This is a genomic window from Pseudomonas sp. 5P_5.1_Bac1, from assembly GCF_025466015.1.
Taxonomy (GTDB): domain Bacteria; phylum Pseudomonadota; class Gammaproteobacteria; order Pseudomonadales; family Pseudomonadaceae; genus Aquipseudomonas.
In genome coordinates, this window is the sequence record NZ_JANLNX010000055.1 from 197,420 (window position 1) to 211,020 (window position 13,601).

The following is a 13,601-nucleotide window of genomic DNA, read 5'->3' on the forward strand; positions in this document are numbered from 1 at the left end:
ATCGCATGCATGTGCGGATATTTCGATGAGCGCCAACTAATAAGCGAACTTCCGGAGAAGTAGTTCATGGCAAATAAAAAAGGCTCGGTCGCCCCCAAGGAGCGAATCAATATCACCTATGTTCCCGCCACCAATGGTGAGCAGGAAGAAGTGGAACTCCCTTTGCGGTTGCTGGTGGCGGGGGACTTTATCGGGCGAGAGGAAGACAGTGCGCTCGAAGACCGAATCCCGGTTCGTATTGACAAGGACACGTTCAACAGTGTCATGGCTGAACAATGCATCGGCCTCAAGGAAAGTGTCTCCAGCACACTTTCAGACAGCGCGGATGACTCGCTGGATATCGATCTGACCTTCCATTCCATTGATGACTTCGGCCCTGACGCCGTCGCCCGCCAGATTCCTGAACTGAACAAGTTGCTCGAATTGCGCGAGGCGCTGGTCGCTCTCAAGGGGCCTCTTGGCAATGTCCCGGAATTTCGCAAGCAACTGCAGGCCATGTTGGGTGATGAAGCTGCGCGCGGCCAGCTTGCCAAGGAGCTGGAAGCAGTGCTCGGCGAAAGCGTGAGCTGATCCGGTTCTGTCCGGCCCGAATGGGCTGGCGAGCAATTCATCCATTCATTTTTCAAAGGATATGAGCATGACCGAAGCGCAATCCGCCCCTGTCGAGCAACAACGTTCCAATCATGAAGGTGGCCTGCTGGCCCAGATTCTTGCTCAGACGCGAATCGAGCCAAGCCAGGAGGGCTATGCCGTTGCCGAGCGCGGTGTAGCTGCTTTCATCGCTGAAATGCTCAAGTCGTCTGATCAGCAGCGACCAATCAACAAACAGTTGGTTGACCAGATGCTGGCGCAGATCGACGCCAGAATCGGCAAGCAAATGGACTTGGTCCTGCATCATCCGAGGTTCCAGGCGCTGGAGTCGAGCTGGCGTGGTCTCAAGTTCCTCATCGACCGTACGGACTTCCGCGAAAACACGATCATCGACCTGCTGCACGTGACCAAACCGGAGTTGCTGGAAGACTTCGAGAGCGCCAGCGATATCACCCGCAGTGGCCTTTATCGACACGTCTACACCTCTGGCTACGGCCAGTTTGGCGGTCTGCCGGTCGGGTGCATGGTCAGCAACTACACCTTCGGGCCGTCGGCTCCGGACATCAAGCTGCTCGGCTACGTCGCCTCTGTCGGCGCGATGGCCCATGCGCCATTCCTTGGTGCCGTCGGACCGGAAATGTTCAATCTGGAATCGTTCCAGGAACTGTCGAACCTCAAGGAAGTGAAGGACATCTTCGATGGGCCACGCTTCACCAAGTGGCGCGGCCTGCGCGATTCCGAGGATGCGCGTTATCTGGGGCTGACCATGCCGCGCTTCCTGCTGCGCCAGCCTTACGATCCACTCGAGAACCCGGCTCGCAGTTTTGACTATCGCGAGACCATCGACGGCGATCACCACAACTACCTCTGGGGTAACACCTCGTTTGCGCTGGCCGGTCGCATCGTCGACAGCTTTGCCAAATATCGTTGGTGCCCGAACATCATCGGTCCGCAGTCGGGCGGCACCGTAGATGACCTGCCGGTTCATCTCTACGAATCCCTCGGCCAGCTTCAGGCCAAGATCCCCACCGAAGTACTGGTCTCTGACCGGCGCGAGTTCGAGCTGTCCAGCGAAGGCTTCATTCCGCTGACCATGCGCAAAGACAGCGACAACGCGGCCTTCTTCTCGGCCAACTCGGTGCAGCGCCCCAAAGTGTTCGCGAAGACGCCCGAAGGCCAGGCGGCGCAGACGAACTACATGCTCGGCACGCAGTTGCCCTACATGATGATCATCAACCGGCTGGCCCACTACCTCAAGGTGCTCCAGCGCGAGCAGATCGGTAGCTGGAAAGAGCGTCCGGACCTGGAGCGGGAACTCAACAACTGGATTCGGCAATACGTCGCCGACCAGGAAAGCCCGTCTTCCGATGTGCGCAGCCGTCGACCTCTGCGCGCGGCGAAAATCGCGGTGCAGGACGTCGAGGGTAATCCGGGTTGGTATCAGGTATCGCTCTCGGTCCGTCCGCACTTCAAGTACATGGGCGCCAACTTCGAGCTCTCGCTTGTCGGTCGGCTCGACAAGGAATGACGGTGAATTTGACCGTATCGCCCTCGCCAGGTCTGGGAAGTCTGTTTCAGCGGCTCGACCCGGACCTGCCGCCTAGGCGCTTGCGCACCCGGCAGGCATTGGCGTCCGAGCGAATTCTGGCCATCAAGAACAACCTGGAACAGTTGCTCAACGCTCGTCAGGGTGGCTCGCAGAGCTGCCCTGGCTTGGGGTTGCCTGACATGAATGATGCCACTGCGGGCCAGTTGGAACTGAGAAACCAGATCTGCCAGAACATCCGGGAAATGATCACTCTCTATGAGCCTCGCGTCCGGGTGCTGGACGTTCGCATGCTTGCTGCGGCCGAGCAGCCGCTGGGCCTGTGCTTTCGCCTGCATTGTCAGATCCCGGTTGCGGAGGCATCCGAGCAGGTCGAGATAGACCTGCTGGTTCATCAGCGGCAACAACGGATTCAGGTGTTGTGAAGACAATGACCGGGGAGGCGGGATGCCACTGAAGAGCAAGTTTCGGGAGGAGCTGGATTACCTGCGTCGACTCGGTCGAGTGTTCTCGCGAAACAATCCGCAACTGGCCCGGTTTCTGGGAGACGAGGCCACCGACCCGGATGTCGAGCGGCTGCTGGAGGGCTTCGCTTTCCTGACAGCCAAGCTGCGGCTGAAAATCGACGATGACTTTCCCGAGCTGACGCATCCTCTGTTGCAACTGCTGTGGCCGAACTATCTGCGCTCGCTTCCCAGCACCACCATCATGCAGTTTCCGCCCGTGGACCGGTCCATCACCGTCCGCCAGCGCATCGCCAAGGGCGCGCGTATCCGCTCGCGCAGCGTCGACGGTGTGGAGTGTGAGTTCCGCACCTGCGCGAACGTCGATGTCTATCCGTTGCAGATCAGTGAAATCAGCGATGCGCATTCGCTGGAGAAATCGACGGTCCGCGTGGACCTCATCACCCTGAGTGGAAATCCGCCAAGTACCTACGACTGCGACCGCCTGGATTTCTACCTGAGCGGCAGCGACTACATCGCCATGACGTTGTACCTGTGGCTGTCCAGATACCTGGCCGATGTGCGTATGGAATGCGACGGGGTGGTCAGGCACATCCCTGCCAGCCAGATTGTTTTCCCAGGGTTCAGCCCGGACGAAGCCTTGCTGCCCTATCCGAAGAACGCCCTGGACGGATACCGCATCCTGCAGGAGTACTTCCTTTTTCCTCGCCGCTATTTTTTCTTCGGGCTCGCTGGGCTGCGCGCCCTTTGGCCCACCACCAGCACCGAACGTATCCGCCTGGAGTTCCGCTTTACCCGTCCCATGCCGGACGATGTGCGGGTGCAGACGGGGGACATGGCGCTGTACTGCGCGCCCGCGGTCAACCTCTTCGAGCATGACGCCGAACCGGTAAGGCTGACCGGAAAGACCCTCGACCATCGCGTGCGGCCAGCAGGCCAGCGACCTGATGCCTATGAGATATTCAGCATCGATCGCGTCGACGGCTGGAAGAGCGAAGCCTCCGGCCAGCCTGGCGCCTGGTTGAGAACCTACCAACCGTTCGAGTCCCTTCGCCATCAGATCGACTTCGAGCAGGGGCGGACCGTCCTTTACTACCGCACCCGGATCGAGCCTTCGCTGATGAGCGCCGGTGTCGAGTACCGGGTGTCGTTCGTGCGCAGCGACGAACAACGCTACATCGGGCGGGAAGAGACCGTTTCTTTCGCCCTGACCTGCAGCAATTGCGACCTGCCGCAGGCATTGGCGGTGGGCGACATCTGTATACGCACGCCGGGCATGCCCACCTTCGTAGCCTGCCGCAACCTGACCCCGCCAACCCCTTCGTACCGACCGGTGCTGGAAGGTGATTTGCTGTGGACCCTTATATCCAACCTGTCGCCGACCTACCTGTCACTACTGTCGGCCGAGCCCTTGAAGGCCGTTATCCGCGCCTATGATTTCGCCGCCCACCATGACGTCCAGCGCGCACGCTCCACACAGATGCGCCTGGGCGCTTTGCTGGAGGTGCAGACCGCTCCAATCGATCGCATGTTCAAGGCACTCCCCATCCGCGGATTGCGCACCGTGGTCAAGCTCGATCAGGACGGGTTCTCCTGCGAGGGCGATCTGTATCTCTTTGGCACGGTGCTGAGCCACTTCCTCTCCGTGTACGCCAGCATTTCCTCCTTCCATGTGCTGGAGGCCATCAACGTCAAGAATCAGGAGCACTACGCATGGTCGATGCGCAGCGGAACCCAGCCCCTGATTTGAATGACGTCTTGCTTGGCGAGGCCAGAAGTCATGACTTCTTCTGCCTGCTCGAGCGCCTGCATGGGTTGCATGGTGATGATCTGGAGTCTGCCGAGGCCTATGCGGCCGATCAGCAGCGCATTCGCCTGAGCAATTTTGCCGGCGTCGGATTCCCGGCCTCGGATGTCTTCCTGGCGCAGCGTCTGGAGGGGAATCTGCCGCATCAGTACCTTGTGCAGGCGACCTTCTTCGGTATGCACGGCCCCGATTCCCCGCTGCCGTCGTACTACCTCGAACGCCTGGCTTACGAGGCGGGGCAGGGTGAAGGTATCCGTCCTGCCTTCTTCGATTTTTTCAACCACCGTCTGCTGACCCTGCTTCACCAGGCCTGGCGTAAATACCGCCACTACATCCGCTTCCGTCCGGGCGCGAGTGACCGACTTTCACAGCGTCTCTTCGCCCTGGTGGGACTCAAGGATGATGCCATTCGCGGCGCCACGCCCATCGCCTGGAGTCGCCTGCTCAGCTTCGCCGGTGCCGTGGTTCACCGCAGCCGCTCGCCTGCCATGGTAACGGGGCTCATTGCTCACTGCTTCGACCTGCCGGACGTCAGCATCCGCGACTTCGAACTGCGCTATTCCGACATCGCCGTGGACGACCGCACACAGCTTGGGCTGCGCAACGGGCAATTGGACGAAAGCTTTCGCCTCGGCGATAGCGTCCGAACCCGTCACTGCAAATTCACCATCGTCATCCACACCCTGTCGGAGGCACGTTTTCGCGAGTTCCTGCCCAACGGCGAGAACTTCGAACGGTTACGCATGCTGGTCGCCTATCTGCTGCGCGACCAGACCCCTTGCGATCTTGAGCTGGGGCTGTGCGAGCACGAAATCCCCGCCTTCAACCTGGGGCACGACACCGGCTGCCAGCTTGGCTGGACCAGTTTTCTCGAGCAGCCGCACCTGCGCACGCCTCCCCCTGTTCGACTCACGGTACGCACATGACTGTAGATAACGCCGTTCGGCGCCTGTCCCTGGTGGTAGACAACCCCCAGGTGCTCCAGCAAGGCAGCAAGCCTGGCCATGTCTTCGTTGCCGAAGGCGGCACCATCGGATCGCAGAACGCCAACTGGACACTGCGCGATCGCGACGGTGGGGTCAGTCTCCTGCATTGCGAGATTCTCCTCGAGGATGGCTATTTCCTGGTTATCGATCGCTGCGGTGCCACCACCGTCAATGACCAGACACAACCGCTCGGTACCAACGCCTGCGCCAGATTGAGCAATGGCGACAGGCTGCACATCGGCCCGTACCGGATCTCCGTTGACCTGGGAGAGGACCTTCACCCTTCGGGCGATGCCGAGCTTCATTCCGGCGACCTTGGATATCTGCCCATGGACTTTCTGGAGGCCTTGCCCAGCGCTGAGCCGCATGAGGTCGATAGCGAATATCGACAGCAATCAGGTTGGGCCGAGTTCCAGGCGCTCGGAGCCCCCCAAGGGCCTCAAGGCCTGCTCGATCCTCTCGAGGCCCTCGACGTCGTCCACGACGGCTCAACTGCCAACCTCGATCCAAGTCACTACGGACAGACGCCGCTGGCCGCCCAGGCCGACGTCGCGAGCACCCGATCCGAAGCCATCTACGGCGCCCCCATGCATGCCCCAGGAGAACCCAACATGTCGGTACAGGACATTCAGCCCGCCGCCGCCCGAGAGTGGATTCAACGGCAGTTTTCCAGCAACGCAGAGCCTGTCAGCCTGGTCGAGCCCTTGGTGGAGGGTATTGGCGCGCCGGTCGGAGCGATCGATGAGACGGAGGCCTACGCGCTGCTAAACGAGTCGGGGCGTGCGCTCGGAGCGTTGATTCGCGGCCTGTGCGCCCTGAATGCTCCTCAGGCTGACGATCAGCAAAGAATCTCCCTGGCCGGGCGCACGCTGCAGCCCATCGAAGACAACCCTCTGCGTCTGGGACAAAACTACCCGGACACCGTGCGAGCGCTGTTTTCCACCGAACGCAGCGTTGTCCACCTGTCACCCGCGGCTGCGGTGGAGGAGTCACTGGAGCAGATTCGCCGACAGCAGGTTGCGACACACAAGGCCATCACCGCCGGGCTCGCCGCGCTCTTGCAGGCGTTCTCACCCGAACAGTTGGAGCAGAGATTCCAGCGCTATCGCCCTGCACGCAGCGGGCAGCCGCAGACTACCGACTGGGCGTGGCAAATGTACGGGCACTATTACGACGAACTGACCTCCGGCCGGCAGCAAGGCTTCGACAAGCTGTTCTGGGAAGTTTTCGAGCAGGCCTTCGATCAGGCGCTGCGCGCGGAGGCATGATGAGGCACGCCATTGCGCTCCTGCTGGCCTCGGCCGCGCTTGTCGGCTGCAGCACCGTGGGCAACGTGCTCACAAAAACGGGCCAGGTGCTGATGAGTCCGTCCATCCAGGTCGGTGCTGCGCAGGACCAACCTTCGCAGGTCGCTCTGAGCTTGTATGCCAGCCCGGACGTCAACCCCAACTCGCTTAGCTACCCGGCTGCCGCGCCTGTCGACGAAGCGGAACCAGCGCCATGGGACCAGGAAGAGCAGGGGCCTTTCGCGGTCAATTTTCGCAGTGCGAGCAAGGACGACCTGATCGAGCATCTGCGTGCACTGCTCGGTCATTTCGAGAGCGAGCGAACGAGCGCCTTCACCACCCTCGCTGTGCGTCAGCGCCTGGCCATTCCCGGCCTGGTCGTAGACGAGCACGCGCCACCCCTGACCCTTGGCAAATCACAGCCCGAAACCCTGTTCGCCGGCACCACGACCGCGCGATGGCCACTCCCCTCGAACTGGGTGCTGCGCCAAGCGCCGGTGCTGTCCAACCGTGAAGGTGGCGTCGGGGCTTCCGCCATGGGTAGCCCAGACCTGGGCCAGTACGGCCGTGAACCGGTCCTGGCTCAGGCGGCCGAAGTGCGTGCTCCACCAAACAACGCCACGCCCGTTGGCTTTCGCGTATTGCAGTTGAAGGACGACTCCATGCTCGAAAACGCCGACCCTGAATTGCTCCGCAACACGCCCGAAAAAGTATTGGGCAGCACCCTCCTGGCCTCGGACGACTACATCCTCACGCCTGGCCAGTTCAAGTTCATCGAGTTCGCCGACGTCGACGAAAAGGCTCGCTACATCGCGGTGGTGGCGGATTTCCACGACCCCAATGCGGAGCGTTGGCACGACGTTTTTCGCATCGAGCCTCGCGGTCGCAAATACCCGCTCATGGTGATGCTGCAAGGCAGCCGTGTTGCGCTCACCGATGAAAGCTACCGCTCCGCGCCAGCCCCTGGCGACGCCTCCTCTCCTGCGAGAACTTACCGATGACCACCCGCAATCCCGTCGTCTGGGGCGAAGGACTCTTCGTCAAACCCCAGCATTTCCAGCAGACCACTCGGTATCTGGAGCACTGCATCAATGCCCGCAGTGGTAGCCGGTACTGGTACGGCTTCACCGAACTGGAGCTGAACCAGGAGTTTCTCGCCTTCGGCAAGATCGCCATCATTCGCGCCCGGGGTGTCATGCCGGACGGTACGTTGTTCGACATCCCGCATGACCAGCCGCCGCCGGATCCGCTGACCATCCCCGACGCCAGCGCGGCCAACCAGACGGTCTATCTCACGCTGCCGTTGCGTTCGGACGGCACCGGCCAGGTGCGCTGGCCTGACAGCTATGGCAATACCCGCTATCTCCTGAACTCGGAAGATGTCCGTGACACTCACAGTCACCAGGGCAATCACGCCCCGCTGGACCTGGCCGTGCCCAACTTGCAGTTGGCACTGGAGCGCGATGATCGCAGTGCCTTCACCAGCCTGGCCCTGAGCCGTATTCTGGATCTGCGGCCCGACGGCAGTCTGCTGATGGACGCTGGGTTCTACATCACCGGTCTGCACCTCCATGCTATTCGTCCACTGGCGCATTTCATGGAGGAAATCTCTTCGCTGATGCACGAGCGGGCCAAGAGCATCGCTCAACGCATCGGTTCGCCCGGTCAGTCCGGGGTGGCGGATTTCACTGATTTCAGCCTCCTGCAGGCCCTTAATCGTTGGCAGCACCAATTCCGCCATCTGGCCCGGGATCCCGACGTGCGCCCCGTCGATGCCTATCTGGCCTGCGGGCAGGCCAGCGGTGAGCTAGCCACCTGCATCGACGGCTCGCGCCTTGCGCCCGAGTTCCCCGCCTATCAGCACGACAACCCGAAAAACACCTTCCTGATGCTGGAGCAAACCCTGCGCCGCCTGCTCGGAACCGTGCTGCAGCCGCGCGCCGTATCGCTTCCGTTGGTCAAGCAGGCGCACGGCATTCTCACCGCGCAGATCAACGATGGCAGCCTGATGGAAAGTGCCGATTTCATTCTCGCCGTGCATGCCCGAATGCCGCTGGAGAAGATGCGCCATTTGTTCCTGCAGCAGGCCAAGGTGGCCTCCCAGCAAACCCTGCTCGACCTCATCCGCCTGCAACTGCCAGGCATCCCGCTCAGTCCGTTGCCCGTGGCGCCCAGACACCTGCCGTTCCACGCCGGCTTCACCTACTTCCAGCTCGATCGCACCGCAGGCAACTGGCAGAAGATGATGCCCAAGGGCGCTGACAGCTTCGGTTTCCACATCAGCGGTGATTTCCCGGAACTGCAACTGCAGTTCTGGGCGATCCGGAGTCAATGACATGAGCACTTCAACCCAGACCGGCAACGACCTGCCCGAGGCTCCCGAGTTGTCAGCGCCTGGGCGGGCGCGGGACGACTTGCAGCGTTCTGCGGCAGCCGAGAGCATTCAGGACAAGAACAGGCTGCTCTTCGAATCCTCGAGCAATACCGACCAGGACACTGACCTGCAATTCCAGTTGCGCGGTCACAGCCTCAACCCGCTGATTGATGCGGCCCAGCCAATGCTCGGCCTGGTGATACGCCTGCGTCGGCTTGACCGCTGCGAGGACATACCTGCGCTCTATTCCACGGTTCGCGACCAGATTACTGCGCTCTCCGAGGAAGTCCGTCAGCGGGGTTACGACGGCGCCACGCAACTGGCCTACCGCTACGCACTCTGTGCCTTCATCGACGAAGCCGTGATGGCCACCGAGTGGGGGCGCTCCTCTCTATGGCGGGAGCGCTCGCTGCTCAGCTATCACCACAACGAAACCTGGGGCGGCGAGAAGTTCTTTACCGTCCTCGCGCGCATGCAGATAGACCCGGCTCGCTACCGTGACGTGCTGGAGTTCAAGTACCTCTGCCTGTGCCTGGGTTTCCAGGGCAAGTACGGCCAGCAGCACAACAACAAGGAGGTCCTCAACGGCGTCATTGGCAAGCTGCATCGAATCCTCCGCACACAGCGCGGTGACAGTCCCGAGCGCCTGACCGACCCGCCGGACAACGTGGCGTCCCGTCGCTATCGCCTGGCACGGCAATGGCCGGTGTGGGCGCCTTGGGCCATTGCCGGTGTGGTCCTGGCCGCGGCCTATCTCTACTTCTCAATCAGTCTGGGGAGCACCACCGAAGAGGTGCTCAAGTCCCTGGACTTCATCCTCAAGTCCTGACGTTCGAGCAGCTCAGCAATGCTCATGAGCGTGAAGTAACGCTTGCTTCACACCCCTTGCCATCACCGATGGCGCCATGGCCCACAAGGCCTTTACATCAACGAAACAAGGAGGCTATCCATGCCGACTCCTGCTTTTATCAGCATCCAGGGCAAAACCCAGGGCCACATTACCCAAGGCGCATTTACCGCCGACTCCGTGGGTAACGTCTATCAGGAAGGTCACGAGGACCAGATCCTGGTCCAGGAAATCGAGCACCTGATCAACACCCCGACCGATCCGCAAAGCGGTCAGCCTGCCGGTCAGCGCGTACACGGACCTTTCACGTTCACTGCGGCGCTGAACAAGGCGACACCGATGTTGTACCAGGCACTGGCCACCGGCGAGACACTGCCGGAGGTGGAAGTGAAGTGGTACCGCACCTCCACCGAGGGGCTCCAGGAGCACTTCTTCACTACCCGCCTTGAAGACGCCACCATCGTCAGCATCAACACCCGGTTGCCCCACGCCCAAGACACTCAAATGGCCGGGTACACCCAACTGGTCAAGGTCTCAATGGCCTACCGCAAGATCACCTGGACCCATGTCATCTCCGGTACCGAGTCCTCGGACGACTGGCGCAAACCTCAGGAAGCCTGATTAGCAGGTACACCTGGCGACCGGCGCGTTAGTGCGCCGGTCGTTTCCTCTCGCACAAGGAGTAGTGGCCCGACACAGGGCTGACGAGGACTTTCCATGCCCGCCCAATCCGACCTGCGCTTCACCTTTACTGCCGGCCCCGATGACTTCGAAGTCGTCGAATTCCACCTCACTGAAGGCCTCTCCGAGACCTTCCGCCTCGAAGTCGACCTGAGCTGCGCCAACCCCGCCGTCGACTTCGGCCAGGTCCTCGACCGTCCGGCGCTGCTCACCCTCTGGCAAGGCGGTCAGCCCGTGCGCTATGTGCACGGCTCGGTCAGCTCGTTCCAGCAAGGCGAGACCGGCTTTCGCCGCACCCGCTACCGCGCTGTCGTCGAACCGCGCCTGGCCCGCCTGCGACTGGTCTCGGACTGGCGCATTTTCCAGACCCTCACCGTGCCCGACATCGCCACCGCGATGCTCAAGAAACACGCCCTCACCCTGGACTACGAACAGCGCATCACCAATGCTCATGAAACCCGGGAATACTGCGTGCAGGCCGGCGATACCGACTACCACTTCGTCGAGCGCATCATGCGCGAGGAAGGCTTTTTCTACGGCTTTCTGCACCACGCCGAAGGCCACCGCCTGGTCCATTGCGACCGACTATGGATCTTCGGCAAGCAGCCCGGCCAGCCGGTCGAGTACAACCCCAAGCCCGGCGGCGACCGGCCGGGCCCGGCGCTGCACAACTTCACCTACACCGAAAACGTGCGCAGCGCCCGCCAGACCCAGCGCGACTACAGCTTCAAGAACCCGCTGTACAACCAGCAGACCCGGCGCGAAGCCACCGACCTGGCGCACCAGGCCAAGAGCTACGAACGCTACGACTATCCCGGCCGCTACAAGGGCGAAGTGGGCGAGGCCTTCACCCGTGATCGCCTGCGCGGACTGCGCGGCGAGGCCTGTCAGGTCATCACCGAGGGTGACGATGCGCGCCTGGTGCCGGGCATCTACTTCGACCTCGTTGGCCACCCGCGTGAAGACCTGAATCGCGGCTGGCGCCCAATACGTCTGGAGCACCACGGCAAGCAATACGTCAGCCAGGGCGAGGACAGCGCCGACGCCACCCAGGGCACCCACTACAACTGCGTCGCCATCCTGGTGCCGGACGATGCCGAATGGCGCGCCGAGGCATTGCCCAAACCGCGCATCGATGGGCCGCAGCCGGCGAAAGTGGTCGGTCCGCCGGGTGAAGAAATCTACTGCGACGAATTCGGCCGGGTGAAGGTGCAGTTCCCGTGGGACCGCGAGGGTAACGAGGACGAGCACAGCTCCTGCTGGATCCGCGTGTCGCAGAACATCGCCGGCGCACTTTGGGGCCATATGGCGATTCCGCGTATTGGTCAGGAAGTGATCGTCAGCAACTTCGACGGAGACCCGGACCAACCGGTTATCACCGGCCGGGGCTTCAATGCCCTGCAGCGTCCGCCCTACGAATTGCCGGCACACAAAACGCGCATGACCCTCAAGAGCCAGACCCACAAGGGCGACGGTTTCAACGAGCTGCGTTTCGAGGATGAAGCGGGGCAGGAAGAGGTGTTCATCCATGCCCAGAAGGACCAGAACAATGTGGTCAAGAATGACGAAACCACCTTTGTCGGGCATGACCGCAGTGAAGACATTCAAAACGATGAGCGTCTCAAGGTCGGACATGATCGCCATGACGCCATAGCCAATGATGACCGTGCAGACATCGGACGCGATCAACTCACCACCGTTGGCAACGACCAGACAGTGGTCATCAAGCGTACCCAGCAGATTTCGATAACCCAGGATCGAATCGAAGAAATCGGCAACAGCCGGGTCGACACGATTGCCGCCAACCACACCGCCAGCGTTGGTGGCCATGTCGAGTTGACGATTCAGGGATACCACCAATTGCAGGCTGCACAGGCCATCCGCAATCACACGAAAGAATACGAATGTTCCGCGGACACGATTCGCTGGAGCACGCCAGGCGGCGTGCTCACGCTTGATGCCGGTGGTCTCCGGTTCAATGGGGCAGCGGTCATTTACAAGGCCGACGCTATCGATCTGGTCAACTCCGGTGGGGGCTCTGCGAATGATCTGGTGGGACTCGCGAACACAGGCGAACCGATCTGCGTCGGTTGCTGGCTGAAGGCGGCCTCCGAGCATCAAGCATTGGTGAAGCTATGAACACAGTGGAAGACCAAATCCTGAACCAGCTCGATGCGCTTGGGCCGACAGCACATCTTCTGGCCGTATGCGACATCGCGGGACTCGATGGGGAATTGCGCGACGCCGTGCATGAGCGTTTTGCGGGAAACGCCTTGCCCTTGCTGCAAGAGCCGGCCTTGCACGCGTTACACCCTCACAGTCCACTGTTATTAAAGGCCGCATCCGCCGACAGCAAAGGACACACCGTGCTGGCCGGAGCCTTCACTGGCAGGCTGCGCAACGCACTGCACGGTTGGATAATCAGCACCGTTGCTCCCGAGCGTCTCGTCGAACACCTAGCACAAGCTCTCGTGGCCCGCGGCCCGGATGGCGCCGCCTATCTGTTGCGTTACTACGACCCTTGGGTGTTGGCAGTGCTCTATCAGCAAGCTCCGCCGCACTGGTGGCGCGAGCTCATCACGCCGATTGCCTCATGGTGGATTCCCAAGTCCGACACCAAAATTCAGCTCTGGGCCCGGATCTCCGGCTTGGGCGCGGCCCATGCCAAGCCGCTGTCGCCATTGATGATCGACCAGCCACTCTGGCAGGCCCTGACGGGTGATCCGCTGCCTCATCGCCTGTTGCGCACGGTGGAGACCCAGGCTCCGGATCTGCTCGACAGCCCCTGCCGGGGCGTGCGGTTGGCACGCGTCGAAGCGCTGGTGAACAGCGCACGCGAGGCCGGGTTGTCCACGCACGACGATCTTCACGACTACGTCTTCCTTTCCCTGACTAAAGGTGCGGCAAGCCTGGCGGCCGACCGCAATTGGCTGTTCGCCATGCGCGCGGTGGTTGCGGGTAAAGGTCGTCTTGGCGATCTGTACCTCGCTTCTTGCCACCCGCAGGCGTAGTCAAACAA

General features: G+C 61.5%; 12 protein-coding genes. All 12 read left to right on the plus strand.

The features are described from left to right. Positions 1-66 precede the first annotated feature (66 nt). The 12 genes from tssB to NTD82_RS12175 all read left to right on the plus strand — a co-directional run bounded on the left by tssB (position 67) and on the right by NTD82_RS12175 (position 13,593). On the plus strand, positions 67-570 hold the full coding sequence (gene tssB, locus NTD82_RS12120) for a type VI secretion system contractile sheath small subunit (protein WP_095156267.1): 504 nt from the start codon (positions 67-69) through the stop codon (positions 568-570). Between the two features lie 67 nt (positions 571-637). Beyond that, a complete protein-coding gene (gene tssC / locus NTD82_RS12125; protein WP_262128902.1) occupies positions 638-2,119 on the plus strand; it encodes a type VI secretion system contractile sheath large subunit in 1,482 nt (493 codons plus the stop codon). Then, positions 2,116-2,562: a type VI secretion system baseplate subunit TssE gene (tssE, locus tag NTD82_RS12130; protein WP_410017044.1), complete on the plus strand. Its 447-nt coding sequence runs from the start codon at positions 2,116-2,118 to the stop codon at positions 2,560-2,562. Before tssC ends, tssE begins: the two co-directional genes overlap by 4 nt. A 22-nt stretch (positions 2,563-2,584) precedes the next feature. Continuing rightward, positions 2,585-4,351 carry a type VI secretion system baseplate subunit TssF gene (gene tssF / locus NTD82_RS12135; protein ID WP_262128904.1) on the plus strand — a complete coding sequence of 589 codons (1,767 nt, stop codon included), beginning with the start codon at positions 2,585-2,587 and terminating at the stop codon, positions 4,349-4,351. Further along, positions 4,315-5,334, plus strand: a complete 1,020-nt coding sequence (gene tssG, locus NTD82_RS12140; RefSeq protein ID WP_095156263.1) for a type VI secretion system baseplate subunit TssG — start codon at positions 4,315-4,317, stop codon at positions 5,332-5,334. The genes tssF and tssG overlap by 37 nt, the downstream gene beginning before the upstream one ends. Further along, positions 5,331-6,662 (plus strand): type VI secretion system-associated FHA domain protein TagH, encoded by a 1,332-nt coding sequence (gene tagH / locus NTD82_RS12145; protein ID WP_095156262.1) that lies wholly within the window; start codon positions 5,331-5,333, stop codon positions 6,660-6,662. The genes tssG and tagH overlap by 4 nt, the downstream gene beginning before the upstream one ends. Then, positions 6,662-7,681: a type VI secretion system lipoprotein TssJ gene (gene tssJ / locus NTD82_RS12150; RefSeq protein ID WP_159985259.1), complete on the plus strand. Its 1,020-nt coding sequence runs from the start codon at positions 6,662-6,664 to the stop codon at positions 7,679-7,681. The genes tagH and tssJ overlap by 1 nt, the downstream gene beginning before the upstream one ends. After that, the gene (gene tssK, locus NTD82_RS12155) at positions 7,678-9,015 is read left to right on the plus strand and encodes a type VI secretion system baseplate subunit TssK (RefSeq protein WP_095156260.1); all 1,338 of its coding nucleotides are present in this window, start codon (positions 7,678-7,680) and stop codon (positions 9,013-9,015) included. Before tssJ ends, tssK begins: the two co-directional genes overlap by 4 nt. Before the next feature lies 1 nt (position 9,016). Continuing rightward, positions 9,017-9,883 (plus strand): type IVB secretion system protein IcmH/DotU, encoded by an 867-nt coding sequence (gene icmH / locus NTD82_RS12160; RefSeq protein ID WP_262128906.1) that lies wholly within the window; start codon positions 9,017-9,019, stop codon positions 9,881-9,883. A gap of 120 nt (positions 9,884-10,003) precedes the next feature. Next, entirely contained in the window at positions 10,004-10,522 is a 519-nt protein-coding gene (locus tag NTD82_RS12165; RefSeq protein WP_095156258.1) for an Hcp family type VI secretion system effector, read from the plus strand. Positions 10,523-10,618: 96 nt separating this feature from the next. Further along, positions 10,619-12,721, plus strand: coding sequence for a type VI secretion system Vgr family protein (locus NTD82_RS12170; protein WP_262128907.1), 2,103 nt, complete (start codon positions 10,619-10,621; stop codon positions 12,719-12,721). After that, positions 12,718-13,593, plus strand: a complete 876-nt coding sequence (locus tag NTD82_RS12175; protein WP_262128908.1) for a DUF4123 domain-containing protein — start codon at positions 12,718-12,720, stop codon at positions 13,591-13,593. The genes NTD82_RS12170 and NTD82_RS12175 overlap by 4 nt, the downstream gene beginning before the upstream one ends. Positions 13,594-13,601 lie beyond the last annotated feature (8 nt).

What these genes read in the sequence shown, in the direction of transcription:
- tssB (WP_095156267.1), top strand. Translation starts at nt 67, where the DNA reads ATGGCAAATAAAAAAGGCTCGGTCGCCCCCAAGGAGCGAATCAATATC.
- tssC (WP_262128902.1), top strand. Translation starts at nt 638, where the DNA reads ATGACCGAAGCGCAATCCGCCCCTGTCGAGCAACAACGTTCCAATCAT.
- tssE (WP_410017044.1), top strand. Translation starts at nt 2,116, where the DNA reads ATGACGGTGAATTTGACCGTATCGCCCTCGCCAGGTCTGGGAAGTCTG.
- tssF (WP_262128904.1), top strand. Translation starts at nt 2,585, where the DNA reads ATGCCACTGAAGAGCAAGTTTCGGGAGGAGCTGGATTACCTGCGTCGA.
- tssG (WP_095156263.1), top strand. Translation starts at nt 4,315, where the DNA reads ATGGTCGATGCGCAGCGGAACCCAGCCCCTGATTTGAATGACGTCTTG.
- tagH (WP_095156262.1), top strand. Translation starts at nt 5,331, where the DNA reads ATGACTGTAGATAACGCCGTTCGGCGCCTGTCCCTGGTGGTAGACAAC.
- tssJ (WP_159985259.1), top strand. Translation starts at nt 6,662, where the DNA reads ATGAGGCACGCCATTGCGCTCCTGCTGGCCTCGGCCGCGCTTGTCGGC.
- tssK (WP_095156260.1), top strand. Translation starts at nt 7,678, where the DNA reads ATGACCACCCGCAATCCCGTCGTCTGGGGCGAAGGACTCTTCGTCAAA.
- icmH (WP_262128906.1), top strand. Translation starts at nt 9,017, where the DNA reads ATGAGCACTTCAACCCAGACCGGCAACGACCTGCCCGAGGCTCCCGAG.
- NTD82_RS12165 (WP_095156258.1), top strand. Translation starts at nt 10,004, where the DNA reads ATGCCGACTCCTGCTTTTATCAGCATCCAGGGCAAAACCCAGGGCCAC.
- NTD82_RS12170 (WP_262128907.1), top strand. Translation starts at nt 10,619, where the DNA reads ATGCCCGCCCAATCCGACCTGCGCTTCACCTTTACTGCCGGCCCCGAT.
- NTD82_RS12175 (WP_262128908.1), top strand. Translation starts at nt 12,718, where the DNA reads ATGAACACAGTGGAAGACCAAATCCTGAACCAGCTCGATGCGCTTGGG.